The following is a 25,726-nucleotide window of genomic DNA, read 5'->3' as shown; positions in this document are numbered from 1 at the left end:
GAAGCACGGGGTTAAAAACTGAAATCCGGCGTCTATAACGTCGCCGGATTTATTTCAACTGCCGATCGTGCAACGAGGCGCAATGCGCCTCGTTTGAGATCGTATCAGAAGCTGAGGCCGGCCTCGCGGGCGGCTTCGGCCAGCGCCTTGACGCGGCCGTGATAGATGTAAGGTCCGCGGTCGAAGACCACTTCCTTGTAGCCAGCCTTGATGGCGCGCTCGGCGATCAGCTTGCCGACAGCAGCAGCGGCGGCAACGTCAGCACCGGTCTTGAGGGAGCCCTTGAGCTCCTTCTCGAGCGTGGAAGCGGCGGCAACGGTGTGGCCCTTCGTGTCGTCGATGAGCTGCGCATGAATGTTCTTCGACGAGCGATAGACCGACAGGCGCAGACGGTCGCCGGAGACCTTCTTGAGCTGGCGACGGACGCGAGCGGCCCGGCGCTGGGTGGAATCCTTGGAAGCCATTGTATTCGTTCCTTGCCTTCTGAAACGGGCCCGGCCATGTGCGGTAGGCGATTGACGCCTCCCGCGACCGAGCACCGCGGCTTACTTCTTCTTGCCTTCCTTGCGGACGATGACTTCGCCAGCATACTTGACGCCCTTGCCCTTGTAGGGCTCGGGGCCACGATACTTACGAATCTCAGCCGCAACCTGGCCGACCACCTGCTTGTCCGTGCCCGACACGACGATCTCGGTCGGCTTCGGCACGGAGATGGTGATGCCTTCCGGCGTCTGGTAGACCACATCGTGGCTGAAGCCAAGCGCCAGCTGCAGGTTCTTGCCCTGCATGGCGGCACGGTAACCAACGCCGCTGATCTCGAGCTTCTTCTCGAAGCCGTCCTTCACGCCGGTCAGGATGTTGACGATCTGCGTGCGCGAGAGACCCCACTTGGAGCGGGCATCCTTCGAGTCATCACGCGGCTGAACGGCGATTTCGCCGTTCTCGAACTTGACCAGCACCTCGTCGTTCACGACGTACTTCAGCTCACCCTTGGGGCCCTTGGCCGTCACGGTCTGGCCGTTGACGGACGCGGTGACGCCAGCAGGCACCTGAACGGGTTTCTTGCCAATACGAGACATGTCGTTGTCCTCGTTCTTTCTGTCTTACACCCGCCCGATCAGAACACCTGGCAGAGGATTTCCCCGCCGACGTTCTGTTCGCGCGCTTCATGGTCCGTCATCACGCCCTTGGGCGTGGACAGGATCGAAATGCCGAGGCCATTGGCCACATGCGGGATCGACTTCACCGACACGTAAACGCGGCGGCCCGGCTTGGAAACGCGAGCGATGTCGCGGATGACCGGAGAGCCGTCGTAGTACTTCAGTTCGATCTCGATTTCCGACTTGCCGTTGCCGTAGTCGACCTGGCTGTAGTCGCGGATGTAGCCTTCAGCCTTGAGAACTTCCAGCACACGGGCACGCAGGCGCGAGGCCGGCGTGGAGACCTTGGTCTTCCTGCGGCCATAGGCGTTGCGGATGCGGGTCAGCATATCGCCGAGAGGATCACTTAGGGACATAGCTTGTGCTCCTTACCAGCTCGACTTGACCAGCCCGGGGACCGCGCCCAACAGGCCCAGTTCGCGCAGTGCGATACGCGACATCTTCAGTTTGCGATAATATGCGCGCGGACGACCCGAGACTTCGCAGCGATTGCGGATGCGGATCTTCGCGGAATTGCGCGGCAGGGCCGAGAGCTTCAGCTGAGCGCGGAAACGCTCTTCGATCGGGAGGCTCTTGTCCATGACGGTAGCCTTGAGGGCCTTACGCTTGGCAGCGTACTGGTCCACAAGCTTCCGGCGCTTGTTGTTATTCTCGACTGAGCTGGTCTTTGCCATTTCAGATAAATCCTTTTCTCGCTGCCGTTACTGCCGGAAGGGGAAGTTGAAGCCCTTGAGCAGCGCCCGAGCCTCGTCGTCCGTCTTGGCAGTCGTACAAACGATGATGTCCATTCCCCAGATCTGATCAACCTTGTCGTAGTTGATCTCGGGAAACACGATGTGTTCCTTGATGCCCATGGCGAAGTTGCCGCGGCCATCGAAGCTCTTGGCGTTCAGACCGCGGAAGTCGCGCACGCGCGGCAGGGCGATCGTGACCAGGCGGTCCAGGAATTCGTACATGCGCTCGTTGCGCAGCGTGACCTTGGCGCCGAGCGGCATCTTCTCGCGGACCTTGAAGCCGGCGATCGAGTTGCGCGCATAGGTGATGACCGGCTTCTGGCCGGCGATCAGGGCCAGGTCGGCAGCAGCGACCGAAGGCTTCTTCGAATCGCCGGTCGCTTCACCGACGCCCATGTTCAGCACGATCTTGTCGAGACGCGGGATCTGCATCTCGTTCTCGTACTTGAACTGCTCGAGCATAGCCTTGCGGATGGTCTCTTCGTAGACCTTGCGAAGGCGGGGCTGATTTTGTGCCTTAGCCATTGATCACTTCTCCCGAGCGCTTTGCCACTCGCACCTTGGTACCGTCCTGCTGGATCTGGAAACCGACGCGAGTCGGCTTGCCATCCTTCGGATCGGCCAGCGCGAGGTTGGACAAATGGATCGGCGCTTCCTTGCTGATGATCCCGCCCTCTTGGGACTGGGTCTGTTTCTGGTGGCGGCGCACCATATTGACGCCGCGAACGACGGCCTTGTCGTCCTTGGGCATCACGCGGAGCACCTCGCCCGAGCGGCCCTTGTCCTTGCCGGCCAGAACGACGACTTTGTCGCCTTTGCGAATCTTCTGCATTTTTCCGGCTCCTTACAGCACTTCTGGCGCGAGCGAGATGATCTTCATGTGGTTCTTGGCGCGCAGTTCGCGCGGAACCGGTCCGAAGATACGGGTGCCGATCGGCTCTTTCTTGTTGTCGACGAGAACAGCTGCGTTCTTGTCGAACCGGATCACGCTGCCGTCCGGACGGCGGATGTCCTTGGCCGTGCGAACCACGACCGCCTTCATCACATCGCCCTTCTTAACGCGGCCGCGCGGAATGGCTTCCTTGATCGACACCACGATGATGTCGCCGACCGAGGCGTACTTCCGCTTCGAACCGCCCAGCACCTTGATGCACATGACACGACGGGCGCCGGAATTATCCGCGACGTCGAGGTTTGTTTGCATCTGAATCATGACTGGCCGCCTTCTTTATTCATGGGTAGTGGCGCAGCGCCCTACCCGGCTTGTCCAAATATTTCGTTACTGCGAAGCCTGGGCGTCGGTGATGACGACCCAGCGCTTGTCCTTGGAGATCGGGGCCGATTCCTGGATGAACACCTGATCGCCGACCTTGCACGCGTTGTTTTCGTCGTGCGCCTTGTACTTCTTCGACATACGCACGACCTTCTTCATGACCGGGTGCGTGAAGCGGCGCTCGACCTTGACGACAACCGTCTTCTCGTTCTTGTCGCTGACGACGGTGCCCTGCAAAATGCGCTTTGGCATGATTTTCGTCCTTATGCCTTCTTGGCCGAAGCTTTTTCGGCGGCGATGGTCTTGATGCGCGCTATGTCCTTGCGGACCTGCTTCACACGCGCCGTCTTCTCGAGCTGACCGGTGGCCTTCTGGAAGCGCAGGTTGAACTGCTCCTTCTTCAGGGCACCCAGGTCCTCGTTCAGCTGGTCAGGGGTCTTTGACCGGAGTTCTGCGGCTTTCATGACGCTTGACCTTTCTTATTCAGCAATGCGCTGCACGAAGCGCGTCTTGACCGAGAGCTTGGCGGCGCCGAGACGAAGAGCCTCGCGGGCGACATCCTCGGGCACCCCGTCGATCTCGAACATCACGCGGCCCGGCTTGATCCGGCAGGCCCAGTAGTCCACCGCGCCCTTGCCCTTACCCATACGAACTTCGGTCGGCTTCGAGGTGACCGGAACGTCCGGGAAAATGCGAATCCAGACGCGTCCCTGACGCTTCATCTCACGCGTGATCGCGCGGCGGGCCGCCTCGATCTCACGTGCCGTAACCCGGTTCGGCTCCAACGCCTTCAGGCCAAAGCCGCCGAAATCCAGGTTGGTGCCGCCCTTGGCGGCGCCGTGGATGCGGCCCTTGAACTGCTTCCGGAACTTTGTGCGCTTTGGCTGCAGCATCGTTCTTACTCCAAAATCCTATGCTTCTCAGGCGTTCTCGCGACGACGCGGACCGCGCTCGCTCGTCGGCTGATGATCGCCCTCGGTGGCGCGACGCTCGGAAGCCATCGGGTCATGCTCGAGGATCTCGCCCTTGAACACCCAGACCTTCACGCCGCAGATGCCGTATGCCGTCTGAGCTTCGGCCGTGCCGTAGTCGACGTCGGCGCGCAGCGTGTGCAGCGGCACGCGGCCTTCGCGGTACCACTCCATGCGCGCGATTTCAGCGCCACCCAGGCGGCCCGAGCAGTTGATACGGATGCCTTCGGCACCCAGGCGCATGGCCGACTGCACGGCGCGCTTCATGGCGCGGCGGAAGGCAATGCGGCGCTCGAGCTGCTGCGCGATCGACTGGGCGACCAGCGTGGCGTCGGTCTCGGGCTTGCGGACCTCGACGATGTTGAGGTGCGTTTCCGCCTTGGTCATCTCGGTCAGCTTCTTGCGCAGCTTCTCGATGTCCGCGCCCTTCTTGCCGATGATGAGGCCAGGACGGGCGGCGTGGATCGTGACGCGGCACTTCTTGTGCGGACGCTCGATGACGACCTTCGAGATCGCAGCCTGCTTCAGCTCGGTCTCAAGATACTTACGGATCTTGATGTCTTCGTGCAGCAGCTTGCCGTACTCGTTGGTGTTCGCGTACCAGCGCGAATCCCAGGTGCGGTTGATGCCGAGGCGCAGACCGATCGGATTGATTTTCTGACCCATCAGGCGGCCTCCCCTTTCTCTTCCACTTCACGAACGACGATCGTGAGATGCGAAAACGGCTTCTCAATGCGGCTGGCGCGGCCACGGCCACGGGCATGGAAACGCTTCATCACGATCGACTTGCCGACATAGGCCTCAGCCACGACGAGGGAGTCGACATCGAGGTCGTGATTGTTCTCAGCGTTGGCGATAGCCGATTCGAGCGTCTTCTTGACAGTGCCGGCGATGCGCTTGCGCGAAAATTCCAGATCCGACAGCGCGGTGCCGACCTTCTTGCCGCGGATCAGCGCGGCCACCAGGTTCAGCTTCTGCGGGCTGACGCGGATCGTGCGCAGGACGGCGCGCGCCTCGTTGTCAGCAAGCCTGCGCGGAGCTTTGGCCTTGCCCATTTTACTTCCTCTTCGCCTTCTTGTCCGCGCCGTGGCCGTAGTAGGTCCGCGTCGGAGCGAATTCACCGAACTTGTGGCCAACCATGTCTTCGGACACGGAGACCGGGATGTGCTTCTGGCCGTTGTGGACGCCGAAAGTCAAGCCGACGAACTGCGGCAGGATGGTGGAGCGGCGGCTCCACATCTTGATCACCTCGTTGCGGCCACCTTCGCGCACCTTTTCAACTTTCTTGAGAAGAAAGCCGTCGATGAACGGGCCTTTCCAAACTGAACGGGTCACGTCAGACTACCTCTCTTTAGCTCTTGCGCTGATGGCGCGAGCGAACGATGAACTTATCGGTCGCCTTGTTGGACCGCGTCTTCTTGCCCTTGGTCGGCTTGCCCCACGGGGTGACCGGGTGGCGACCGCCCGAAGTGCGGCCTTCACCACCGCCGTGCGGGTGGTCGACCGGGTTCATGGTCACGCCGCGGTTGTGCGGGCGCTTGCCGCGCCAGCGCGTGCGGCCGGCCTTGCCGTCGTTGATGTTGGCGTGCTCGGGGTTCGACACCGCGCCGACAGTGGCGAAGCAGGAGCCGTGGACCAGGCGCTGCTCGCCCGAGTTCAGGCGCAGGATCGCCATGCCCTGGTCGCGACCGACGAGCTGGGCGTAGGCGCCAGCCGAACGAGCGACCTGACCGCCCTTGCCCGGCTTCAGCTCGATGTTGTGCACGATCGTGCCCACCGGCATGGCCGACAGCGGCATCGCGTTGCCCGGCTTCACGTCGGCGCTTTCGCCCGACACGACCTTGTCGCCAACGGCCAGGCGCTGCGGCGCCAGGATGTAGGACAGTTCGCCGTCTTCGTACTTGATCAGCGCAATGAAGGCGGAGCGGTTCGGGTCATACTCCAGCCGCTCGACCGTCGCCGCAACGTCGAACTTGCGGCGCTTGAAGTCGATGATGCGGTAGGACCGCTTGTGGCCGCCACCGATGAAACGGGCGGTGATGCGGCCGAGGTTGTTGCGGCCGCCCGACTTGGTCAGGCCTTCGGTCAAGCCCTTGACCGGCTTGCCCTTGTACAGCCCGGAGCGGTCGGTGATGACCAGCTGGCGCAGGCTAGGCGTTACGGGTTTGAAATGTCTCAATGCCATCTGTTTGTCCTCGCGCCAATCAGAGCCCGGTCGCGACGTCGATGGACTGGCCGTCGGCCAGCGTCACGATCGCCTTCTTCACGTCGCTCTGACGGCCGATCGTGCCGCGGAAGCGCTTGACCTTGCCCTTGCGGACCAGGGTGTTGACCGCCGTGACCTTGACGCTGAACAGCGCCTCGACCGCAGCCTTGATTTCCGGCTTCGTCGCCTTGCGGGCGACATTGAACACGACCTGGTTGGCTTCCGAAGCCATGGTCGACTTTTCGGTGATCACCGGGGTGACGATCACGTCGTAGTGGCGAAGATCCGTCATTTGAAGCGCTCCTCGAGAGCCTCGACGGCCGCCTTCGAGAGGACCAGCGTGCCGCGGCGCAGAATGTCATAGACGTTGATGCCCTGGATCGGCAGGACATCGATGTTCGGGATGTTCGACGCAGCGCGCTTGAAGTTCACGTCAAGCTCGGCGCCGCCCACCACCAGGGCGTTGGTCAGGCCCAGCTTCTCGAAATTCGCGACGAGAAGCTTGGTCTTGGCCTCGCCCAGAGCCAGATCATCGACGATGATCAGGTTCGAAGCCTTGGCCTTGGCCGACAGCGCATGCTTCAGGCCGAGGGCGCGGACCTTCTTGGGAAGGTCGTGCTCGTGGCTGCGCACGACCGGGCCGTGCGCCTTGCCACCGCCGCGGAACTGCGGGGCGCGGGCCGAAGAGTGACGGGCGCGGCCCGTACCCTTCTGCTTGTACATCTTGGCGCCCGTGCGCGAGATTTCCGCGCGTGTCTTGGCCTTGTGGGTGCCCTGCTGCTTCTTGGCAAGCTGCCAGCGAACGACGCGCTGGAGGATGTCTTCGCGCGGATCAAGGCCGAAAATCTCCTCGGAGAGTTTCACCTTGCCGGCATCCTCGCCGCCAAGCGTTGAAATCTTGAGATCCATTATTCGGCTCCTTCCTTGGCCGAAGCTTCATTCTGCGCGGCACGCAGGCCGGCCGGCTTCGGAGCGTTTTCGGGCAGCGCTTCCTTGACCGCGTCGCGAACCAGGATCCAGGCGCCCTTGGTGCCCGGAACGGCGCCGCGGATGAGGATCAGGCCACGATCGCTGTCGGTCGACACGACCTCGACATTCTGAGTGGTCACGCGGGTTGCACCCATGTGGCCGGCCATCTTCTTGCCCTTGAACACCTTACCGGGGTCCTGGCGCTGACCGGTAGAACCGTGCGTACGGTGGGCCACCGAGTTACCGTGGGTTGCACGGCCGCCACCGAAATTGTGGCGCTTCATGACACCCTGGAAACCCTTACCGGTGCTGGTGCCGGTGACGTCGACCTTCTGGCCGGCGACGAAGTGGTCGACGGTGATCTCGACGCCGATGTCGAGCAGGTTCTCATCCGACACGCGGAATTCGGCAAGCTTGGCCTTGGGCTCGACGGAGGCAGCGGCGAAATGACCGCGCATGGCCTTCGACGTGTTCTTGACCTTGGCCAGGCCAACGCCGAGCTGAACAGCGGTGTAGCCGTTCTTTTCCTTCGTGCGCTGCGCCACGACCTGGCAGTTCTCCATGCGGAGAACCGTAACGGGAACATGCTCGCCGGCATCGTTATAGATGCGGGTCATGCCCAACTTCTGTGCGATAACACCTGAACGCATCGGTTCAATTTCCTTTTCAGAGTTCCCTGTCGGGGCAACCGCCCCTCCACGCCTCTTGCACCCGTCTTAGAGCTTGATCTCGACATCGACGCCGGCGGCGAGGTCGAGCTTCATCAGAGCGTCGACGGTCTGCGGGGTCGGATCCACGATATCAAGCAGCCGCTTGTGCGTGCGCATCTCAAACTGCTCGCGGCTCTTTTTGTCGATGTGCGGCGAGCGGTTGACAGTGAATTTCTCAATCCGCGTCGGCAGCGGAATAGGCCCACGAACGTTTGCGCCGGTGCGCTTGGCCGTCGACACGATTTCGCGCGTCGAAGCATCGAGCACACGGTGATCGAACGCTTTGAGGCGGATGCGGATATTCTGTCCGTTCATCGTCATTTCCTTGTTCTGGCGCGGCGCGGGCGATGTTCCGCGCCCGCGACAGATCGGTTAATTCTAATTATTCGGTGATGCTCACGACGACGCCGGCGCCGACGGTGCGGCCGCCTTCGCGGATGGCGAAGCGCAGCTTCTCTTCCATGGCGATCGGCACGATCAGTTCCACGTCCACCGTCACGTTGTCGCCGGGCATCACCATCTCGGTGCCCTCGGCCAGCTGCACGATGCCGGTCACGTCCGTCGTGCGGAAGTAGAACTGCGGACGGTAGTTGGTGAAGAACGGCGTGTGGCGGCCACCCTCTTCCTTGGTCAGGATGTAGGCCTCGGCCTTGAACTTCTTGTGCGGCTTGACCGAGCCCGGCTTGCACAGCACCTGGCCGCGCTCCACGTCCTCGCGGCCGACGCCGCGCAGCAGCGCGCCGATGTTGTCGCCGGCCTGGCCCTGGTCGAGCAGCTTGCGGAACATCTCGACGCCGGTGCAGGTCGTCTTGGCGGTCGGGCGGATGCCGACGATCTCGAGTTCCTCGCCGACCTTGACGATGCCGCGCTCGACGCGGCCGGTCACCACGGTGCCGCGGCCCGAGATCGAGAACACGTCTTCGATCGGCATCAGGAACGGCTGGTCGATCGGGCGCTCCGGCGTCGGCACGTATGCATCAACCGCAGCCATCAGCGCGCGGATGGCCTCTTCGCCGAGCTTCTTGTCCGAATCTTCCAGAGCGGCCAGCGCCGAGCCCTTGATGATCGGAATGTCGTCGCCGGGGAACTCGTTCTTCGACAGCAGCTCGCGGACTTCCAGCTCGACCAGCTCGAGCAGCTCCGGGTCGTCGACCTGGTCGCACTTGTTCAGGAACACCACGATCGACGGAACGCCGACCTGGCGGGCGAGCAGGATGTGCTCGCGGGTCTGCGGCATCGGGCCGTCGGCAGCCGACACGACCAGGATCGCGCCGTCCATCTGTGCGGCGCCGGTGATCATGTTCTTCACATAGTCGGCGTGGCCCGGGCAGTCGACGTGGGCGTAGTGGCGGTTCTCGGTCTCGTACTCGACGTGCGAGGTCGAGATGGTGATGCCGCGCGCCTTCTCCTCCGGAGCGGCGTCGATCTGGTCATAGGCCCGGAAATCGCCGAAAAACTTCGTGATCGCAGCCGTCAGCGACGTCTTGCCATGGTCAACGTGACCAATCGTGCCAATGTTCACATGCGGCTTGGTGCGCTCAAATTTACTCTTAGCCATGTGAAATCTCCATTCCTATCAGCCACTTAAGGCGTTGAATTAAGGTAACGACGTAATTCCTCGGAATTACGCGAATTTCTTTTGCACTTCCTGCGCCACGGCGGTCGGGACCGCATCGTAGTGGTCGAACACCATCGAGTACTGGGCGCGGCCCTGCGACATCGAGCGCAGGCTGTCCACGTACTTGAACATGTTGGCGAGCGGAACCATGGCGTTGACGACCACGGACACGCCGCGGGCTTCCTGGCCCTGGATCTGACCACGGCGGCTGTTCAGGTCGCCGATGACGTTGCCGACATAGTCCTCAGGCGTGACCACCTCGACGCGCATGACCGGCTCGAGCAGCTGGACGCCGAGCTTCGGCGCAGCTTCGCGAAGGCAGGCGCGGCTGGCGATTTCGAACGCGAGCACCGACGAGTCGACATCGTGGAAGGCACCGTCGACGAGCGTCGCCTTGACGCTGATCATCGGGAAGCCAGCGAACGGACCAGAGGACAGAACGCTGCGGACACCCTTTTCGACGCCCGGGATGTATTCCTTCGGAACCGCACCGCCGACGATCTTGGACTCGAACACGAAATCCTCGCTCTCGGGATTCGGCTCGAACACGATCTTGACGCGAGCGAACTGGCCGGTACCGCCCGTCTGCTTCTTGTGGGTGTAGTCCTGCTCGTGGGTACGGGTGATCGTCTCACGATAGGCCACCTGCGGCGCACCGACGTTCGCCTCGACCTTGAACTCACGCTTCATGCGATCGACGAGGATGTCGAGGTGAAGCTCGCCCATGCCGGCGATGATGGTCTGACCGGATTCCTCGTCAGTCTTGACGCGGAAGGACGGATCCTCGGCAGCGAGACGATTGAGCGCGAGGCCCATCTTTTCCTGGTCGCCCTTGGTCTTCGGCTCGATCGCGATCTGGATGACCGGCTCGGGGAATTCCATGCGCTCCAGGATGACCGGCTTCAGCGGATCGCAGAGCGTATCGCCAGTGGTGGTCTCCTTGAGGCCGGCCAGAGCGACGATGTCGCCGGCAAATGCCTCTTCGATGTCCTCGCGGGAGTTCGAGTGCATCTGCAGCATGCGGCCGATGCGCTCTTTCTTGCCCTTGACGGTGTTCTCGAGCGACATGCCCTTGGTGACCTTGCCCGAGTAGATGCGGCAGAAGGTCAGCGAACCGACGAACGGGTCGTTCATGATCTTGAACGCCAGCATCGACAGCGGCTCTTCGTCGGACGACTTGCGGGTGGTCTCAGCCTCGGTCTTGGGGTCGATGCCCTTGATGTCCGGCACTTCGTTCGGAGCCGGCAGGAAGTCGACGACAGCGTCGAGCAGAGGCTGCACGCCCTTGTTCTTGAACGCCGTGCCGCAATAGACCGGGTGGAACTTGACGCCGATCGTGCCGATGCGGATGAGCTCGCGGATCTTGTCGTTGTCCGGCAGATTGCCCTCGAGATAGGCTTCCATCGCGGCTTCGTCCATTTCGACGGCGGCCTCGATCATCTTCTCGCGGTATTCTTCGGCCTTCGCCTTGAGGTCTTCCGGGATCTCGACGACGTCCCAGGCAGCGCCCAGCGCCTCGTCGCGCCAGATCAGGCCCTTCATCTCGATGAGGTCGACGACGCCCTTGAAATCGCTTTCAGCGCCGATCGGCAGCTGCATGGCGACCGGAATGGCGCCGAGACGCGAACGGATCATGTCGAGGCAGCGATAGAAATCGGCGCCGATCTTGTCCATCTTGTTGCAGAAGATCATGCGCGGGACATGATACTTCTCGGCCTGACGCCAGACGGTCTCGGTCTGCGGCTCAACGCCGGCATTGGAGTCGAGCAGGGCGATGGCACCGTCGAGCACGCGCAGCGAACGCTCCACCTCGATGGTGAAGTCGACGTGGCCGGGCGTGTCGATGATGTTGAAACGGCGGGTCTTGCCGTCGCGGCCCTTCCAGTACGTCGTCGTGGCAGCCGACGTGATCGTGATGCCGCGCTCCTGCTCCTGCTCCATCCAGTCCATCGTGGCCGAGCCCTCGTGGGTCTCGCCCAGCTTATGGGACTTGCCGGTGTAGTAGAGGATGCGCTCGGTCGTCGTCGTCTTGCCGGCGTCGATGTGCGCCATGATGCCGAAGTTGCGATAGTCTTCGAGTTTGTATTCGCGGGCCATGGAAGGTGCCTCTCAGTCGTTCGTTCGCGCTATTACCAGCGGTAGTGCGCGAAAGCGCGGTTGGCCTCAGCCATCTTGTGCGTGTCTTCACGCTTCTTGACAGCAGTGCCACGGTTGTTGGCGGCGTCCATCAGTTCACCCGACAGACGGTCGACCATGGTCGTCTCGTTGCGGTTGCGGGCGGCAGTAATCAGCCAGCGGATGGCGAGAGCCTGGCGACGCTCCGGACGGACATCGACCGGAACCTGGTAGGTCGCACCACCAACGCGACGCGAGCGCACTTCGATGTGCGGAGCGACGTTGTCGAGCGCCTGATGGAACACGGAGACCGGCTCCTGCTTGGTCTTGGCCTGAACCTGGTCGAGCGCGCCATAGACAATCGTCTCAGCGACCGACTTCTTGCCGTCATACATGACGGCGTTCATGAACTTGGTGATGACCAGGTCGCCGAACTTCGGATCCGGGTTGATCTCACGCTTCTCTGCACTGTGGCGTCGGGACATGTTTCTCGTCTCTCAACTTCGAAGCTCGACGCGACCATGCGGCGCCCGAGCCGATAAACCTTACTTCGGACGCTTGGCGCCGTACTTGGAGCGGCGCTGCTTGCGGTTCTTCACGCCCTGCGTGTCGAGCACGCCGCGGATGATGTGATAACGAACGCCGGGAAGATCCTTGACGCGGCCGCCGCGGATCATGACCACCGAGTGCTCCTGGAGGTTGTGACCCTCACCAGGAATGTAGCCGATCACCTCGAAGCCATTGGTCAAGCGGATCTTGGCCACCTTGCGCAGCGCCGAGTTCGGCTTCTTCGGCGTCGTGGTGTAGACGCGCGTGCAGACGCCCCGCTTCTGGGGATTGGCCTGCATGGCCGGAACCTTATTGCGCTTCACCGGCGCAATGCGCGGCTTGCGGATCAGCTGGTTGACGGTAGGCATTAAACCCTCTTGTCTCTCAAATTCGGTGTCTCGAGCCCATTCACGGGCGGCTCCAAGCGCCATTCCACACGAAAATTCGGGCCACAAACCGCGATCCGCGGTGCGCCCGAACAAAAAGCAGAGGAAGCGGAACCGCTTCGTGCACGCCGGAGATGTGTATACGCTCGTAAAACGAACCTTGTTTGAGGCAAACTCCAGAACGTGTCGCTCCGGAAAGCCAGACCTCACATGGGTTCAGACAAGGCGGCTAATACGCTTGAACCCGCGGACCGTCAACCCCACACGGGTCATATTCTTAACAAAGCAGCCCGTTCCGGCGCCCCACACGGCCGCGAGACATAATATTTCGCCTCGTCGCAGCCGTGAAACAGAATGTGGCGCGGTTTTCCCTGTCCCCTGCCCGCCATTCGTGGCAAAACGCCAGTAGACGATGGCGTGGATACCTCGCCAAAGGCCATGAAGCAAGGAATCACGCATGAACGACAATGAATCAGGGCCCGTCACGATCATCATCGGCCGAGTCTGGCGCAGGAAAGGCGGCGAGTCGGAAGGCGTGCATGTCATGCTGGTGGCACCGGACGACGATTCCGCCGTTCGGATCGCTCTCGAGGCGCTTGCCAAGGAAGGTTACGCCGAGGCCGAGCTGGACCAGATCGGCGAGATGCAGGACGAGCCGGACGACGAGCCGCATCTTTCCGCCTACCAAGGCGCGCTTGAAGGCGAAGTCTCCATCGTGACCTTCAACGAAGACGATTGAGCTGAGTGCCCGCGAGGGCGCGCCACCGCAAACGTTTCCACGACGGGTGGCCGCTGCTCTGAAACGGGCGGTTGTCTGCGGACAGAAAAAGACCGCCCGGATGGGGCACAACCGGGCGGCCAAAGCGCGGTACGGGAGGCATATGCCACCTGTTGCAACCGCGTACTGTGAAGCTTGGTTACTTGTCTTCCCCCTCGCCCGGCCAGACGCAAAAATCACGTCCGTGCCATGCGCTCCCCCGAGCGCTTGAGCGTGCTGAATGCAACCTTAAGCAAATCAACAGGCCGAGTATCAATCTAAAGGCGCCATTTGTCATCCCCCAAATGGGGGAGGAACCGACAATATTTCGAGGCATGAAAAAAAGGCCGCCGGGAAATTCCCGGCGGCCTTTTTGACTGCGGCATCTGCCCCCGCGCTGGTTACTGCGCGGCGTTGACCATGTCGGTCAGCATCGGCTCGGCGACTTCCACGCCGGACGCCTTGCGGCGCTCGTCGAGGATCAGTTCGTCGCGCGACGTAGCGATGCGACGGATCTGGTTCATCTGACCGCCGGTGCCGGCCGGGATCAGACGGCCGACGATGACGTTCTCCTTCAGGCCCTGCAGCATGTCGGTCTTGCCGGCAACCGCTGCCTCGGTGAGAACGCGGGTCGTCTCCTGGAACGACGCGGCCGAGATGAAGGACGGAGTCTGCAGCGAGGCCTTGGTGATGCCGAGCAGCACCGGCTGGCCTTCCGCAGGCTTCTTGCCTTCCTCGATCAGGCGATCGTTGACCTCGTCGAACTCGATGACGTCGACGTGGTCGCCCGGGATGTAGACCGAGTCGCCCTGTGCGGTGATCTCGATCTTCTGCAACATCTGGCGAACGATTACCTCGATGTGCTTGTCGTTGATCGACACGCCCTGGAGACGATAGACCTCCTGGATTTCGTTCACGAGGTAGGAAGCCAGAGCCTCCACGCCCTTGATGGCCAGGATGTCGTGCGGCGCCGGGTTGCCGTCGAGGATGTAGTCGCCCTTCTCGATGGCGTCGCCATCCTGGAGATGGAACGGCTTGCCCTTCGGGATGAGATACTCGATCGGCTCCAGCGTCGAGTCGTGCGGCTCGATGATGATGCGGCGCTTGTTCTTGTAGTCGCGCCCGAACCGCACCGTACCGTCGATCTCGGCGATGATGGCGTGGTCCTTCGGACGGCGCGCTTCGAACAGCTCGGCAACACGCGGCAGACCACCGGTGATGTCCTTGGTCTTGGCGCTTTCCATCGGGATACGTGCCAGCACGTCACCGGGCCTGACTTGGGCGCCCGGCTCGACCGAGAGAATGGCCTCGACCGAGAGCATGAAGCGTGCATCGCCGCCCTTCGACAGCTTGGCCAGCTTGCCCTTGGCGTCCTGGATCGTGATCGCCGGCTTGAGGTCCGAACCGCGCGGCGTGGACCGCCAGTCGATGACCTCGCGCTTGGTGATGCCGGTGGATTCGTCGGCGGTCTCCTGAACCGAGATGCCTTCGACGAGATCCTCGAACGCCACCCGTCCTTCGATTTCGGTGAGGATCGGACGGGTATACGGGTCCCATTCCGCGATACGCTGGCCGCGCCTGACCTTGTCGCCGTCGTCCACATAGACGCGCGAGCCGTAGGTGACGCGGTGCGCGGCACGCTCCTTGCCCGCCTCGTCGAGGATCAGGATCGCCATGTTGCGGCCCATCACGACAAGGTTGCCGTCGGAGTTGCGAACCACGTTGCGGTTGCGGATCTGGACCGTGCCTTCATACGAAGCTTCGAGGAAGGAAGAGTCCACCACCTGCGCGGTACCGCCCATGTGGAAGGTACGCATGGTGAGCTGCGTGCCCGGCTCGCCGATCGACTGCGCGGCAATGACGCCGACCGCTTCGCCCTGGTTGACCGGGGTTCCGCGTGCCAGGTCGCGACCGTAGCACACTGCGCAGACGCCGGTCTTGACCTCGCAGGTAAGCGCCGAACGGATTCGCACCGTCTGGATGCCCGCCTTCTCGATCTGCTCGATGTCGCGCTCGTCCATCAACGTGCCGGCCTTGACGATCAAGTCGCCAGTGAGCGGGTGGCTGATGTCGTCCAGCGCGGTGCGGCCCAGGATGCGCTGGCCGAGCGAAGCCACTACCTGCCCGGCATCCACGATCGGCTGCATGGTGAGGCCCTTCTCGGTGCCGCAGTCGATGGCGTTGACGATGCAGTCCTGCGCCACGTCGACCAGACGACGGGTCAGGTAGCCGGAGTTGGCGGTCTTCAACGCGGTGTCGGCCAGTCCCTTGCGGGCGCCGTGGGTCGAGTTGAAGTACTCGAGAACGGTGAGGCCTTCCTTGAAGTTCGAGATGATCGGCGTTTCGATGATCTCGCCCGACGGCTTGGCCATGAGGCCGCGCATGCCGGCGAGCTGACGCATCTGGGTCGGCGAGCCACGAGCACCTGAGTGCGACATCATGTAGATCGAGTTCATCGGCTTCTGACGGCCGCTGTCCTCGAACTCGACGGCCTTAATGCGAGCCATCATCTCGTCGGCGACCTTTTCCGAGCACTTGGCCCAGGCGTCGACCACCTTGTTGTACTTCTCGCCCTGCGTAATCAGGCCGTCATTGTACTGCTGCTCGTATTCCTTGGCCAAAGCTTCGGTCTCGGCGACCAGCTTATGCTTGGTGTCCGGAATGACCATGTCGTCCTTGCCGAACGAAATGCCGGCGCGGCAGGCATGGGCGAAGCCGAGTGCCATGATGCGGTCGCAGAAAATGACCGTCTCCTTCTGACCGCAGTGGCGGTAGACGGTATCGATCATCTTGGAGATGTTCTTCTTGGTCATCTCCTGGTTGCAGATGTCGAACGGCACGTTGACGTTCTTGGGCAGCAGCTCGCCGAGGATCATGCGACCGGGCGTGGTGTCATAGATCTTCGACACGACGTTGCCTTCCGCATCGACGGTGCGGAAACGGCCCTTGATCTTGGCGTGCAGCGTGACCGCCTTGGTCTCGAGCGCGTGCTGGAGTTCGCCCATGTCGGCAAACGCCATGCCCTCGCCCGGCTCGTTCTGGTTGACGATCGACAGGTAGTACAGACCCAGCACCATGTCCTGCGACGGCACGATGATCGGCGCGCCGGAGGCCGGATGCAGGATGTTGTTGGTCGACATCATCAGAACGCGGGCTTCAAGCTGCGCTTCGAGCGACAGCGGCACGTGAACGGCCATCTGGTCGCCGTCGAAGTCGGCGTTGAAGGCCGTGCAGACCAGCGGGTGAAGCTGGATGGCCTTGCCCTCGATCAGGATCGGCTCGAACGCCTGGATGCCGAGGCGGTGCAGCGTCGGCGCGCGGTTCAGCAGCACCGGATGCTCGCGGATAACCTCGTCCAGGATATCCCAGACTTCCGGCTTTTCCTTCTCGACCAGCTTCTTGGCCTGCTTGACGGTGGACGAATAGCCCTTGGCGTCAAGCCGCGCATAGATGAACGGCTTGAACAGCTCGAGCGCCATCTTCTTCGGCAGGCCGCACTGGTGCAGCTTCAGCTCCGGACCGGTCACGATGACCGAGCGGCCCGAATAGTCGACGCGCTTGCCGAGCAGGTTCTGACGGAAGCGGCCCTGCTTGCCCTTGAGCATGTCGGACAGCGACTTCAGCGGGCGCTTGTTGGCGCCGGTGATGACGCGGCCGCGGCGGCCGTTGTCGAACAGCGCGTCCACAGCTTCCTGCAGCATGCGCTTTTCGTTGCGGATGATGATGCCCGGCGCGCGCAGCTCGATGAGGCGCTTCAGACGGTTGTTACGGTTGATGACGCGGCGATAGAGGTCGTTCAGGTCGGACGTCGCGAAGCGGCCGCCGTCCAGCGGCACCAGCGGACGCAGATCCGGTGGGATCACCGGCACGACCTTCATGATCATCCATTCCGGACGATTGCCGGATTCGATGAAGTTCTCGACCACCTTCAGGCGCTTCAAGAGCTTCTTCTGCTTCAGCTCCGATGTCGTGGAGGCAAGCTCGGAACGCAGGTCGCCGGCGATCTTCTCCAGGTCCATGCTGGCCAGAAGCTCATGGATGGCCTCGGCGCCGATCATGGCGGTGAACTGGTCCTCGCCATACTCGTCGACGGCGAGCATGTACTCTTCCTCGGAGAGGAGCTGATGCTCCTTCAGCGCGGTGAGGCCCGGCTCGGTGACGATGTAGTTCTCGAAATAGAGGACGCGCTCGATGTCCTTCAGGGTCATGTCGAGCAGCGTGCCGATGCGCGAAGGCAGCGACTTCAGGAACCAGATGTGGGCGACGGGCGCGGCGAGCTCGATGTGGCCCATGCGCTCGCGGCGGACGCGCGACAGCGTGACTTCGACCCCGCACTTCTCGCAGATGACGCCCTTGTACTTCATGCGCTTGTACTTGCCGCACAAGCACTCGTAGTCCTTGATCGGACCGAAGATGCGGGCGCAGAACAGGCCGTCGCGCTCCGGCTTGAACGTACGGTAGTTGATCGTCTCCGGCTTTTTGATCTCACCGAACGACCACGACAGAATCTTCTCCGGGCTGGCGAGCGAAATCCGGATGGAATCGAACACCTGCGCCGGAGCGTTGTTGTTGAAGAGATTCATGACCTCTTGGTTCATGTCGTTCTCCTTTTGGGACCCAGGGCCCCAGACGAATATTGGCGGGCCTTCGCCCTTGGCGATCCGTTCAAGCGCCGCCGCTACGCCGACGTTACGGATCCATGCGTGCGGCCGGGGGAACCGGCCAGAATTTCCGGCGGCAACGCCGCGGAACCGAAGTTCCGCGGCGCGCCGTGCATTTTACTCGGCCGCGTCGGGCAGTTGAGCCGGCGTCTCGTTAAAGCGAGTGTTCTCCAGCTCGACGTTGAGACCCAGCGAGCGCATTTCCTTGACGAGAACGTTGAAGCTCTCGGGAATGCCTGCCTCGAAGGAGTCGTCGCCGCGCACGATCGCCTCGTAGACCTTGGTACGGCCGGCCACGTCGTCCGACTTCACGGTCAGCATTTCCTGCAGCGTGTAGGCGGCGCCGTAGGCCTCGAGCGCCCAGACCTCCATTTCACCGAAGCGCTGGCCACCGAACTGCGCCTTGCCGCCCAGCGGCTGCTGGGTGACGAGCGAGTACGGTCCGATCGAACGCGCGTGGATCTTGTCGTCCACCAGGTGGTGAAGCTTGAGCATATAGATATAGCCCATCGTCACCTTGCGGTCGAACGGCTCGCCGGTACGTCCGTCATAGAGCTGCGACTGGCCGCTCGTGTGCATGCCGGCGCGTTCCAGCATCTCGTTGATGTGGACTTCCTGCGCACCGTCGAACACCGGGGTCGCAATCGAGACGCCGCGCTTCATCTGCTCGCCTAGGCGAACGATGCTCTCGTCGTCGAAATTGCGGACCGGCTCGTTGCGGTCGTTGTCCGGCATCAGGTTCTCGATCTCGGCCCGCAGCGGCTTGATGTCTCCGCCCGCCTTGTAGGCGTCGATCAGCTCCCCGATCTTCCTGCCCATGCCTGCGCAGGCCCAGCCCAGATGCGTCTCCAGAATCTGGCCGACGTTCATGCGGCTTGGCACGCCCAGCGGGTTGAGCACGATGTCTGCATGCGTGCCGTCCTCGAGGAACGGCATGTCCTCGACCGGGACGATGCGCGACACCACACCCTTGTTGCCGTGACGGCCGGCCATCTTGTCGCCCGGCTGCATCTTGCGCTTCACGGCCACGAAGACCTTGACCATCTTCATGACGCCCGGGGGCATCTCGTCGCCGCGCTGCACCTTCTCGACCTTGTCCATGAAGCGCTGTTCGAGCGCCTTCTTGGAGTCGTCGTACTGGCCACGCAGGGCCTCAAGCTCGCTCTGGAGCTTCTCGTCCTCGACGGCGAACTGCCACCACTGCGACCGCGGATAGTCCGCCAGGACTTCCCTGGTGAGCGTGGTGCCCTTCTTGAAGCCCTTCGGCCCGGCAATCGCGTCCTTGCCCGCCAGCATGTCGCTCAGGCGGCTGTAGACGTTGCGGTCGAGAATGGCCTGCTCGTCGTCGCGGTCCTTGGCGAGACGCTCGATCTCCTCGCGCTCGATCGCCATGGCGCGTTCGTCCTTCTCCACGCCGTGGCGGTTGAAGACGCGAACTTCGACGACCGTGCCATAGGCTCCGGGCGGCATGCGCATAGAGGTGTCACGCACGTCGGACGCCTTCTCACCGAAGATGGCGCGCAGAAGCTTCTCTTCCGGCGTCATCGGGCTTTCGCCCTTCGGCGTGATCTTGCCGACCAGGATATCACCCGGCTGCACTTCCGCGCCGATATAGACGATGCCGGCTTCGTCGAGGTTCTTCAGCGCTTCTTCCGAGACGTTCGGAATATCGCGCGTGATTTCTTCAGGCCCGAGCTTCGTGTCACGCGCCATCACTTCGAATTCCTCAATGTGGATCGAAGTGAAAACGTCGTCGGCGACGATGCGTTCCGACAGGAGGATGGAGTCCTCGTAGTTGTAGCCATTCCACGGCATGAACGCGACGAGCACGTTGCGGCCGAGAGCCAGATCGCCCAGGTCGGTCGACGGACCGTCGGCGATGATGTCGCCCTTCTCGATCCGGTCGCCCATCTTCACCAGCGGACGCTGGTTGATACAGGTGTTCTGGTTCGAGCGCTGGAACTTCATCAGGCGGTAGATGTCGACGCCGGACTTGCCCGGATCGAGGTCTTCCGTCGCGCGGATGACGATACGGGTCGCGTCCACCTGGTCGACGATGCCGCCGCGGCGGGCAGCAATGGCGGCACCGGAATCGCGCGCCACCACCGGCTCCATGCCGGTGCCGACGAACGGCGCCTCGGCGCGCACCAGCGGCACGGCCTGACGCTGCATGTTCGAGCCCATCAGAGCGCGGTTGGCGTCGTCGTTCTCAAGGAACGGGATGAGCGCTGCGGCAACCGAAACGAGCTGCTTGGGCGACACGTCCATGAGGTCGACGTTTTCGCGCGGGGCCATCATCACTTCGCCGGCGTGGCGGCAGATGACGAACTCGTCGACGAAACCGCCATTCGCGTCGAGTTCGGCGTTGGCCTGGGCGACGTAGTGCTTGGCCTCTTCCATCGCGGAGAGATAGACGACGTCATAGGTGACCTTGCCGTCGACGATCTTGCGATACGGGGTCTCGATGAAGCCGTACTTGTTGACGCGAGCGAAGGTGGCCAGCGAGTTGATCAGACCGATGTTCGGGCCTTCCGGCGTTTCGATCGGGCAGATACGGCCGTAGTGCGTCGGGTGCACGTCGCGCACCTCGAAGCCGGCGCGCTCGCGGGTCAGACCGCCAGGTCCAAGCGCCGAGAGGCGACGCTTGTGGGTGATCTCCGACAGCGGGTTGGTCTGGTCCATGAACTGCGAGAGCTGCGAGGAACCGAAGAACTCGCGCACGGCGGCGGCCGCCGGCTTGGCGTTGATCAGGTCCTGCGGCATGACCGTGTCGATCTCGATCGAGGACATGCGCTCCTTGATCGCGCGCTCCATGCGCAGCAGGCCGACGCGGTACTGGTTCTCCATCAGCTCGCCGACGGAACGGACGCGGCGGTTGCCGAGATTGTCGATGTCGTCGATCTCGCCCTTGCCGTCGCGCAGGTCGACCAGCGTCTTGACCACGGCCAGGATGTCTTCCTTGCGCAGCACACGCACGGTGTCCGGGCAATCGAGGTCCAGACGCATGTTCATCTTGACGCGACCGACGGCCGAGAGGTCGTAGCGGTCGGCATCGAAGAACAGCGAGTTGAACATCGCCTCGGCGGTATCGATCGTGGGCGGCTCGCCCGGGCGCATGACGCGGTAGATGTCGAACAGCGCGTCCTGACGGCTCTCGTTCTTGTCGGCCGAAAGCGTGTTGCGGATGTAGCCGCCAACGTTGATGTGATCGATGTCGAGGACGGTGAATTCCTCGGCGCCGGTCGAAAGCAGCGTCTTCAGCGTCTTCTCGTCGATCTCGTCGCCGGCTTCGAGGAAGATCTCGCCGGTGCGATAGTCGACGATATCCTCGGCCAGATAGCTGCCGAAGAGGTCGTCCTCGGTGGCCTTGATGGCCTTGAGCCCCTTCTCGGCCAGCTGCCTGGCCTGACGGGCCGTGATCTTCTTGCCGGCCTCGACGACGATCTCGCCGGTGTCGGCGTCGATCAGGTCGTCAACGGCCTTGAGGCCCTTGAAGCGCTCGACGTTGTAAGGCACGCGCCAGTGGTCGCCGGAGCGCTTGTATTCGATCTTGTTGTAGAAGGTGGAGAGGATTTCCTCGCCGTCCATGCCCAGCGCCATGAGCAGCGACGTCACCGGGATCTTGCGGCGGCGGTCGATGCGGGCGTGCACGATGTCCTTGGAATCGAACTCGATGTCGAGCCACGAGCCGCGATAGGGGATGACGCGCGCGGCGAACAGCAGCTTGCCCGACGAGTGCGACTTGCCCTTGTCGTGGTCGAAGAAGACGCCCGGCGAACGGTGCATCTGCGAGACGATGACGCGCTCGGTGCCGTTGACGATGAAGGTGCCGTTGGAGGTCATGAGCGGCATGTCGCCCATGTAGACATCCTGCTCCTTGATGTCCTTGATCGACTTGGCGCCGGTGTCCTCGTCGATATCGAACACGATGAGGCGCAGCGTGACCTTGAGCGGTGCGGCATAGGTCAGGTCGCGCTGGCGGCACTCGTCAACGTCGAACTTCGGCGCCTCGAATTCGTACTTGACGAATTCCAGCATTGAGGCGCCGGAGAAGTCGGAGATCGGGAAGACGGACTTGAAAACAGCCTGCAAGCCTTCGTCAGGGCGACCGCCAGCCGGCTCTTCGACCATGAGAAACTGGTCGTATGATGCCTTCTGAACCTCGATGAGGTTCGGCATCTCCGCAACTTCCGGGATGTTTCCAAAGAATTTGCGTACGCGTCTGCGGCCATTAAAAGTCTGGGTCTGGGCCATCGTCGCTCCTTGCTGCCTCTCTTGGGGCGCGGCCTCTCGCGCCTTGCAATTCCTGACCGCGCATGCGCGGTCTATCCGAAACGGGTGAAAACCCGTTTCCTGAAGGCCGTAATCGGCCCTCAGGAAAGAGGTTTTCCAGACACTTTCACGTTACGTCCGGTTTCGGCCGGACTGGCGGACGGCCCAGGGGCCGCCCGCCAGAAGCGTAACGCTTACTTCAGCTCGACCTTGGCGCCAGCAGCTTCCAGCTGAGCCTTGATCTTCTCGGCGTCGGCCTTGGCAACGCCTTCCTTGATCGGCTTCGGAGCGCCTTCGACCAGGTCCTTGGCTTCCTTGAGGCCCAGGCCGGTGATGGCGCGGACTTCCTTGATGACCTCGATCTTCTTGTCGCCGGCAGCAGCCAGGATGACGTCGAATTCGGTCTTCTCTTCGGCCGGAGCGGCGGCAGCAGCGCCACCGGCAGCAGCGGCGACGGCGACCGGAGCGGCAGCGGAAACGCCCCACTTCTCTTCCAGCATCTTCGACAGCTCAGCCGCCTCGAGGACGGTCAGGGCCGACAGGTCTTCTACGATCTTGGCGAGATCAGCCATTTTTCAGTTCCTTATTGAAAGTTCGAACAATTGTTGATGACAGCGAGGAACGGCCTCATGCCGCCTCGTCCTTCCGGGCGTAGGCGCCAAACACGCGGGCAAGCTGACCTGCCGGTGCGTTGACGACCTGGGCGATCCGGGTTGCAGGCGTGCTGATCATGCCGACCAGACGTGCACGCAGCTCGTCGAGCGAAGGCAGGCTTGCGAGAGCCTTAACGCCTTCCGCGTCGAGAGAGGTCGCACCCATGGCGCCACCGAGAATGACAAGCTTGTCATTGCCCTTGGCGAATTCGGATGCGATCTTCGGTGCAACAACCGGATCTTCCGAATAGGCAACGAGGGTCTGTCCGGTGAACAGGCCCTGAATGCTTTCGGATTCCGTGCCCTGAAGAGCGATCTTGGCGAGGCGGTTCTTCGCGACTTTGACGGTGCCACCGGCTGCGCGCATCTTCGACCGAAGGTCGTTCATTTGCGAGACGGTGATGCCGGCATAGTGGGCCACGACGACCGAACCGGCGTTCGAGAACGCTTCGTTCAGATGCGTGACGAGCTCGCGTTTTTCCGCTCTATCCACTGCCTATCTCCAGTTGACAGCCATTCTTGCGAACGACTGCCGGGTTGCCTTTTGCCGGGCAGGCCATCCAGAATATTCCGGATCACCCGAACGGCGCTCGAGGATCCTGCCCCCTTTCACCGCACCGGACAGCCCGGATGCAAGCAAAAGGCAAACTACGGTTCGAACCTTCCATTGGAGCCTTCGCTCCCTTGTCTGGTCTTCACCCGTCTCATGCAGGCTCATGTGAATTAAGGCGAGCCGCCTGCAATCTCGGACAGGATACCCGGAAGCGTTGCCGCTTCCGGTATCCGGCCCCGAAGGGCCGGAATTGTGCGGGATCAGGCCTTTACGGCCGGATCCCAATTCAACCTATCAAGCCGTGGCCAGGGTCGAAAGATCGACCTTCAGACCAGGTCCCATCGTCGACGACAGCGAGACCTTCTTGACATAGACGCCCTTGGCGCCCGTCGGCTTGGCCTTGTTGACCGCATCGGCGAACGCGCGGACGTTCTCTTCCAGAGCCGAGCTGTCGAACGACACCTTGCCCACGCCGCCGTGAACGATACCGGCCTTTTCGACGCGGAACTCGACGGCGCCGCCCTTGGAGGCCTTGACCGCGCCCGCGACGTCGGTGGTCACGGTGCCGACCTTCGGGTTCGGCATCATGCCGCGCGGGCCGAGAACCTTACCGAGGCGACCGACCAGCGGCATCATGTCCGGGGTGGCGATGCAGCGGTCGAAGTTGATCTCGCCCTTCTGGACGATCTCGACCAGGTCCTCGGCACCGACGACGTCCGCACCGGCGGCGCGGGCTTCGTCAGCCTTGGCATCCTTGGCGAAAACGGCGACGCGAACGGTACGGCCGGTGCCATTCGGCAGGTTGACCACGCCGCGGACCATCTGGTCGGCGTGACGCGGGTCAACGCCGAGGTTCATCGAGACTTCGATGGTCTCGTCGAACTTGACCGAGGAACGGTCCTTGAGGATCTGGATCGCTTCGCCCAGGGTGTAGGCCTTGTCGAAATCGATCCCGTCGCGGGACTTGGCTACGCGCTTTGCAATCTTTGCCATCGTCTTAGCCCACCACTTCCAAGCCCATCGAGCGGGCGGAACCTTCGACCATGCGCATCGCCGCTTCCACGTCGGCGGCGTTCAGGTCCTTCATCTTGGCCTGCGCGATCTCGCGCACCTTGTCGCGAGAGATCTCTCCGACCTTGGACTTGCCCGGCTCCTTCGAGCCCGACTTCAGGTTGGCGGCCTTCTTCAGGAAGTAGGTCACCGGCGGCGTCTTCATGACGAAGGTGAACGACTTGTCCTGATAGTAGGTGATCACCACCGGAATGGGCGAACCCTTTTCCATTTCCTGCGACTGCGCGTTGAACGCCTTGCAGAATTCCATGATGTTGATGCCGCGCTGACCAAGCGCAGGGCCGATCGGGGGCGACGGCGTCGCCGAACCCGCAGGGACCTGAAGCTTGAGCTGGCCCACAACTTTCTTAGCCATCTCTATCTGCCTTGTCTTTGAGCCGGGATAACCCGGCGGTTGCAGTTTGGTGGTTCGAACGAGCGCAGCCGGCTAAAACTGCTCCATCCTCCCACCTCCTCGACGGCAGGACTTCCTGCCGCCAGCCCGCGCGCCAAACCGGCGGCGAGCCAGATTCGGATCAGCCCTTTTCGACCTGTCCGAATTCCAGATCCACAGGCACAGCACGCCCGAAGATCGAAACCTCCACCTTGAGCCGCGCCCGCTCCTCGTCCACTTCCTGGACGAAGCCATTGAAGGACGCGAAGGGACCATCCGACACGCGGACCTGCTCGCCGATCTCGAAAGTGACGGAGGGCTTCGGCCGCTCGACCCCTTCCTGCACCTGATGCAGGATGCGATCGACTTCCTTGTCACTGATCGGCACCGGCTTCGAATCGCCAAGGAAACCAGTGACCTTGGGCGTATTCTTCACAAGGCTGAACACCGCGTCGGAGAGATTGGCCTTCAGCAGCACATAGCCCGGGAAGAACTTGCGCTCGGCGTCGACCTTGCGGCCGCGACGGACCTCCACGACCTTCTCGGTCGGCACGACGATCTGCTCGATCTGGTCGCTCAACCCCTTCTGGCGAGCCTTGTGCTCGATGTCCTCGGCGACCTTCTTCTCGAAATTCGAGTAAGCGTGGACGATGTACCAACGCGCAGCCATTGCAAGACTTCTCCGTATTCGCCGG

30 protein-coding genes are annotated in these 25,726 nt (G+C 62.3%); 1 reads left to right on the top strand and 29 read right to left on the bottom strand.

Annotated elements, in window-relative coordinates; translation table 11 throughout:
• Positions 1-104: 104 nt before the first annotated feature.
• From rplR to rpsL, 22 genes are all read right to left on the bottom strand, one after another.
• On the bottom strand, positions 105-464 hold the full coding sequence (gene rplR / locus ABLE86_RS13550) for a 50S ribosomal protein L18 (protein WP_348779480.1): 360 nt from the start codon (positions 462-464) through the stop codon (positions 105-107).
• Between the two features lie 81 nt (positions 465-545).
• The gene (gene rplF / locus ABLE86_RS13545) at positions 546-1,079 is read right to left on the bottom strand and encodes a 50S ribosomal protein L6 (protein WP_348779479.1); all 534 of its coding nucleotides are present in this window, start codon (positions 1,077-1,079) and stop codon (positions 546-548) included.
• A gap of 38 nt (positions 1,080-1,117) precedes the next feature.
• Complete coding sequence (gene rpsH, locus ABLE86_RS13540; RefSeq protein WP_348779478.1) at positions 1,118-1,516, bottom strand: 30S ribosomal protein S8; 399 nt, start codon at positions 1,514-1,516, stop codon at positions 1,118-1,120.
• A gap of 12 nt (positions 1,517-1,528) precedes the next feature.
• Entirely contained in the window at positions 1,529-1,834 is a 306-nt protein-coding gene (rpsN, locus tag ABLE86_RS13535) for a 30S ribosomal protein S14 (protein ID WP_348779477.1), read from the bottom strand.
• 27 nt (positions 1,835-1,861) lie between these two features.
• Complete coding sequence (rplE, locus tag ABLE86_RS13530; RefSeq protein ID WP_348779476.1) at positions 1,862-2,419, bottom strand: 50S ribosomal protein L5; 558 nt, start codon at positions 2,417-2,419, stop codon at positions 1,862-1,864.
• The gene (gene rplX, locus ABLE86_RS13525) at positions 2,412-2,726 is read right to left on the bottom strand and encodes a 50S ribosomal protein L24 (protein WP_348779475.1); all 315 of its coding nucleotides are present in this window, start codon (positions 2,724-2,726) and stop codon (positions 2,412-2,414) included. The genes rplE and rplX overlap by 8 nt, the downstream gene beginning before the upstream one ends.
• 12 nt (positions 2,727-2,738) lie before the next feature.
• On the bottom strand, positions 2,739-3,107 hold the full coding sequence (rplN, locus tag ABLE86_RS13520; protein WP_006205457.1) for a 50S ribosomal protein L14: 369 nt from the start codon (positions 3,105-3,107) through the stop codon (positions 2,739-2,741).
• Positions 3,108-3,173: 66 nt separating this feature from the next.
• Positions 3,174-3,419 carry a 30S ribosomal protein S17 gene (gene rpsQ / locus ABLE86_RS13515; protein ID WP_128626715.1) on the bottom strand — a complete coding sequence of 82 codons (246 nt, stop codon included), beginning with the start codon at positions 3,417-3,419 and terminating at the stop codon, positions 3,174-3,176.
• An 11-nt stretch (positions 3,420-3,430) separates the two neighbouring features.
• Positions 3,431-3,631 carry a 50S ribosomal protein L29 gene (gene rpmC / locus ABLE86_RS13510; RefSeq protein WP_348779474.1) on the bottom strand — a complete coding sequence of 67 codons (201 nt, stop codon included), beginning with the start codon at positions 3,629-3,631 and terminating at the stop codon, positions 3,431-3,433.
• 15 nt (positions 3,632-3,646) lie between these two features.
• Complete coding sequence (gene rplP, locus ABLE86_RS13505) at positions 3,647-4,060, bottom strand: 50S ribosomal protein L16 (RefSeq protein ID WP_348779473.1); 414 nt, start codon at positions 4,058-4,060, stop codon at positions 3,647-3,649.
• 27 nt (positions 4,061-4,087) lie between these two features.
• Positions 4,088-4,804, bottom strand: coding sequence for a 30S ribosomal protein S3 (gene rpsC, locus ABLE86_RS13500; protein ID WP_348779472.1), 717 nt, complete (start codon positions 4,802-4,804; stop codon positions 4,088-4,090).
• Positions 4,804-5,193, bottom strand: coding sequence for a 50S ribosomal protein L22 (gene rplV, locus ABLE86_RS13495; RefSeq protein WP_348779471.1), 390 nt, complete (start codon positions 5,191-5,193; stop codon positions 4,804-4,806). The genes rpsC and rplV overlap by 1 nt, the downstream gene beginning before the upstream one ends.
• Before the next feature lies 1 nt (position 5,194).
• The gene (gene rpsS, locus ABLE86_RS13490; RefSeq protein WP_348779470.1) at positions 5,195-5,473 is read right to left on the bottom strand and encodes a 30S ribosomal protein S19; all 279 of its coding nucleotides are present in this window, start codon (positions 5,471-5,473) and stop codon (positions 5,195-5,197) included.
• 16 nt (positions 5,474-5,489) lie between these two features.
• The gene (rplB, locus tag ABLE86_RS13485; RefSeq protein WP_348779469.1) at positions 5,490-6,323 is read right to left on the bottom strand and encodes a 50S ribosomal protein L2; all 834 of its coding nucleotides are present in this window, start codon (positions 6,321-6,323) and stop codon (positions 5,490-5,492) included.
• Positions 6,324-6,342: 19 nt separating this feature from the next.
• Positions 6,343-6,636 (bottom strand): 50S ribosomal protein L23, encoded by a 294-nt coding sequence (locus ABLE86_RS13480; protein WP_348779468.1) that lies wholly within the window; start codon positions 6,634-6,636, stop codon positions 6,343-6,345.
• On the bottom strand, positions 6,633-7,253 hold the full coding sequence (gene rplD / locus ABLE86_RS13475; RefSeq protein WP_348779467.1) for a 50S ribosomal protein L4: 621 nt from the start codon (positions 7,251-7,253) through the stop codon (positions 6,633-6,635). The genes ABLE86_RS13480 and rplD overlap by 4 nt, the downstream gene beginning before the upstream one ends.
• On the bottom strand, positions 7,253-7,963 hold the full coding sequence (gene rplC, locus ABLE86_RS13470; RefSeq protein ID WP_348779466.1) for a 50S ribosomal protein L3: 711 nt from the start codon (positions 7,961-7,963) through the stop codon (positions 7,253-7,255). Before rplC ends, rplD begins: the two co-directional genes overlap by 1 nt.
• A gap of 66 nt (positions 7,964-8,029) precedes the next feature.
• Positions 8,030-8,338 carry a 30S ribosomal protein S10 gene (gene rpsJ, locus ABLE86_RS13465; RefSeq protein WP_007066362.1) on the bottom strand — a complete coding sequence of 103 codons (309 nt, stop codon included), beginning with the start codon at positions 8,336-8,338 and terminating at the stop codon, positions 8,030-8,032.
• A 67-nt stretch (positions 8,339-8,405) separates the two neighbouring features.
• On the bottom strand, positions 8,406-9,581 hold the full coding sequence (gene tuf, locus ABLE86_RS13460) for an elongation factor Tu (protein ID WP_348779465.1): 1,176 nt from the start codon (positions 9,579-9,581) through the stop codon (positions 8,406-8,408).
• A 66-nt stretch (positions 9,582-9,647) separates the two neighbouring features.
• Entirely contained in the window at positions 9,648-11,738 is a 2,091-nt protein-coding gene (gene fusA / locus ABLE86_RS13455) for an elongation factor G (RefSeq protein WP_348779464.1), read from the bottom strand.
• Between the two features lie 32 nt (positions 11,739-11,770).
• Complete coding sequence (gene rpsG, locus ABLE86_RS13450; protein WP_348779463.1) at positions 11,771-12,241, bottom strand: 30S ribosomal protein S7; 471 nt, start codon at positions 12,239-12,241, stop codon at positions 11,771-11,773.
• 60 nt (positions 12,242-12,301) lie between these two features.
• Positions 12,302-12,673 (bottom strand): 30S ribosomal protein S12, encoded by a 372-nt coding sequence (gene rpsL / locus ABLE86_RS13445; protein WP_008837709.1) that lies wholly within the window; start codon positions 12,671-12,673, stop codon positions 12,302-12,304.
• 475 nt (positions 12,674-13,148) lie between these two features.
• Between rpsL and ABLE86_RS13440 the strand changes: the two genes are divergently transcribed.
• A complete protein-coding gene (locus tag ABLE86_RS13440) occupies positions 13,149-13,430 on the top strand; it encodes a transcriptional regulator (RefSeq protein WP_348779462.1) in 282 nt (93 codons plus the stop codon).
• Between the two features lie 419 nt (positions 13,431-13,849).
• Here the strand turns inward: ABLE86_RS13440 and rpoC are convergent, their stop codons facing one another.
• From rpoC to nusG, 7 genes are all read right to left on the bottom strand, one after another.
• A complete protein-coding gene (gene rpoC / locus ABLE86_RS13435; RefSeq protein ID WP_348779461.1) occupies positions 13,850-18,046 on the bottom strand; it encodes a DNA-directed RNA polymerase subunit beta' in 4,197 nt (1,398 codons plus the stop codon).
• A gap of 180 nt (positions 18,047-18,226) precedes the next feature.
• Positions 18,227-22,363, bottom strand: coding sequence for a DNA-directed RNA polymerase subunit beta (rpoB, locus tag ABLE86_RS13430; protein WP_348779460.1), 4,137 nt, complete (start codon positions 22,361-22,363; stop codon positions 18,227-18,229).
• Between the two features lie 212 nt (positions 22,364-22,575).
• A complete protein-coding gene (rplL, locus tag ABLE86_RS13425; protein ID WP_348779459.1) occupies positions 22,576-22,953 on the bottom strand; it encodes a 50S ribosomal protein L7/L12 in 378 nt (125 codons plus the stop codon).
• Positions 22,954-23,008: 55 nt separating this feature from the next.
• Complete coding sequence (rplJ, locus tag ABLE86_RS13420) at positions 23,009-23,527, bottom strand: 50S ribosomal protein L10 (protein ID WP_348779458.1); 519 nt, start codon at positions 23,525-23,527, stop codon at positions 23,009-23,011.
• A 354-nt stretch (positions 23,528-23,881) separates the two neighbouring features.
• A complete protein-coding gene (gene rplA / locus ABLE86_RS13415) occupies positions 23,882-24,580 on the bottom strand; it encodes a 50S ribosomal protein L1 (protein WP_348779457.1) in 699 nt (232 codons plus the stop codon).
• A 4-nt stretch (positions 24,581-24,584) separates the two neighbouring features.
• Positions 24,585-25,013: a 50S ribosomal protein L11 gene (gene rplK / locus ABLE86_RS13410; protein WP_348779456.1), complete on the bottom strand. Its 429-nt coding sequence runs from the start codon at positions 25,011-25,013 to the stop codon at positions 24,585-24,587.
• 160 nt (positions 25,014-25,173) lie between these two features.
• Complete coding sequence (gene nusG / locus ABLE86_RS13405) at positions 25,174-25,701, bottom strand: transcription termination/antitermination protein NusG (RefSeq protein WP_348779455.1); 528 nt, start codon at positions 25,699-25,701, stop codon at positions 25,174-25,176.
• Positions 25,702-25,726: the final 25 nt, after the last annotated feature.

The sequence above is a fragment of the Mesorhizobium sp. KR2-14 genome (genome assembly GCF_040049255.1).
Lineage (GTDB): Bacteria > Pseudomonadota > Alphaproteobacteria > Rhizobiales > Rhizobiaceae > Pseudaminobacter.
Note: the sequence above shows the minus strand (reverse complement) of the source record. Positions and strands in the feature narration are given on the sequence as shown.

Excerpts from the sequence above, each read along its gene's own strand:
- ABLE86_RS13440 (WP_348779462.1), top strand. The coding sequence starts at position 13,149 with ATGAACGACAATGAATCAGGGCCCGTCACGATCATCATCGGCCGAGTC.
- rpoB (WP_348779460.1), bottom strand. The coding sequence starts at position 22,363 with ATGGCCCAGACCCAGACTTTTAATGGCCGCAGACGCGTACGCAAATTC.
- rplL (WP_348779459.1), bottom strand. The coding sequence starts at position 22,953 with ATGGCTGATCTCGCCAAGATCGTAGAAGACCTGTCGGCCCTGACCGTC.
- tuf (WP_348779465.1), bottom strand. The coding sequence starts at position 9,581 with ATGGCTAAGAGTAAATTTGAGCGCACCAAGCCGCATGTGAACATTGGC.
- rpsC (WP_348779472.1), bottom strand. The coding sequence starts at position 4,804 with ATGGGTCAGAAAATCAATCCGATCGGTCTGCGCCTCGGCATCAACCGC.
- rplA (WP_348779457.1), bottom strand. The coding sequence starts at position 24,580 with ATGGCAAAGATTGCAAAGCGCGTAGCCAAGTCCCGCGACGGGATCGAT.
- rpsQ (WP_128626715.1), bottom strand. The coding sequence starts at position 3,419 with ATGCCAAAGCGCATTTTGCAGGGCACCGTCGTCAGCGACAAGAACGAG.
- rpmC (WP_348779474.1), bottom strand. The coding sequence starts at position 3,631 with ATGAAAGCCGCAGAACTCCGGTCAAAGACCCCTGACCAGCTGAACGAG.
- rpsL (WP_008837709.1), bottom strand. The coding sequence starts at position 12,673 with ATGCCTACCGTCAACCAGCTGATCCGCAAGCCGCGCATTGCGCCGGTG.
- rplK (WP_348779456.1), bottom strand. The coding sequence starts at position 25,013 with ATGGCTAAGAAAGTTGTGGGCCAGCTCAAGCTTCAGGTCCCTGCGGGT.
- nusG (WP_348779455.1), bottom strand. The coding sequence starts at position 25,701 with ATGGCTGCGCGTTGGTACATCGTCCACGCTTACTCGAATTTCGAGAAG.
- rplN (WP_006205457.1), bottom strand. The coding sequence starts at position 3,107 with ATGATTCAGATGCAAACAAACCTCGACGTCGCGGATAATTCCGGCGCC.
- ABLE86_RS13480 (WP_348779468.1), bottom strand. The coding sequence starts at position 6,636 with ATGACGGATCTTCGCCACTACGACGTGATCGTCACCCCGGTGATCACC.
- rpsN (WP_348779477.1), bottom strand. The coding sequence starts at position 1,834 with ATGGCAAAGACCAGCTCAGTCGAGAATAACAACAAGCGCCGGAAGCTT.
- rplX (WP_348779475.1), bottom strand. The coding sequence starts at position 2,726 with ATGCAGAAGATTCGCAAAGGCGACAAAGTCGTCGTTCTGGCCGGCAAG.
- rplV (WP_348779471.1), bottom strand. The coding sequence starts at position 5,193 with ATGGGCAAGGCCAAAGCTCCGCGCAGGCTTGCTGACAACGAGGCGCGC.
- rplP (WP_348779473.1), bottom strand. The coding sequence starts at position 4,060 with ATGCTGCAGCCAAAGCGCACAAAGTTCCGGAAGCAGTTCAAGGGCCGC.
- rplC (WP_348779466.1), bottom strand. The coding sequence starts at position 7,963 with ATGCGTTCAGGTGTTATCGCACAGAAGTTGGGCATGACCCGCATCTAT.
- rplE (WP_348779476.1), bottom strand. The coding sequence starts at position 2,419 with ATGGCTAAGGCACAAAATCAGCCCCGCCTTCGCAAGGTCTACGAAGAG.
- rplB (WP_348779469.1), bottom strand. The coding sequence starts at position 6,323 with ATGGCATTGAGACATTTCAAACCCGTAACGCCTAGCCTGCGCCAGCTG.
- rpsH (WP_348779478.1), bottom strand. The coding sequence starts at position 1,516 with ATGTCCCTAAGTGATCCTCTCGGCGATATGCTGACCCGCATCCGCAAC.
- rplD (WP_348779467.1), bottom strand. The coding sequence starts at position 7,253 with ATGGATCTCAAGATTTCAACGCTTGGCGGCGAGGATGCCGGCAAGGTG.
- rplF (WP_348779479.1), bottom strand. The coding sequence starts at position 1,079 with ATGTCTCGTATTGGCAAGAAACCCGTTCAGGTGCCTGCTGGCGTCACC.
- fusA (WP_348779464.1), bottom strand. The coding sequence starts at position 11,738 with ATGGCCCGCGAATACAAACTCGAAGACTATCGCAACTTCGGCATCATG.
- rpoC (WP_348779461.1), bottom strand. The coding sequence starts at position 18,046 with ATGAACCAAGAGGTCATGAATCTCTTCAACAACAACGCTCCGGCGCAG.
- rplR (WP_348779480.1), bottom strand. The coding sequence starts at position 464 with ATGGCTTCCAAGGATTCCACCCAGCGCCGGGCCGCTCGCGTCCGTCGC.
- rpsG (WP_348779463.1), bottom strand. The coding sequence starts at position 12,241 with ATGTCCCGACGCCACAGTGCAGAGAAGCGTGAGATCAACCCGGATCCG.
- rpsJ (WP_007066362.1), bottom strand. The coding sequence starts at position 8,338 with ATGAACGGACAGAATATCCGCATCCGCCTCAAAGCGTTCGATCACCGT.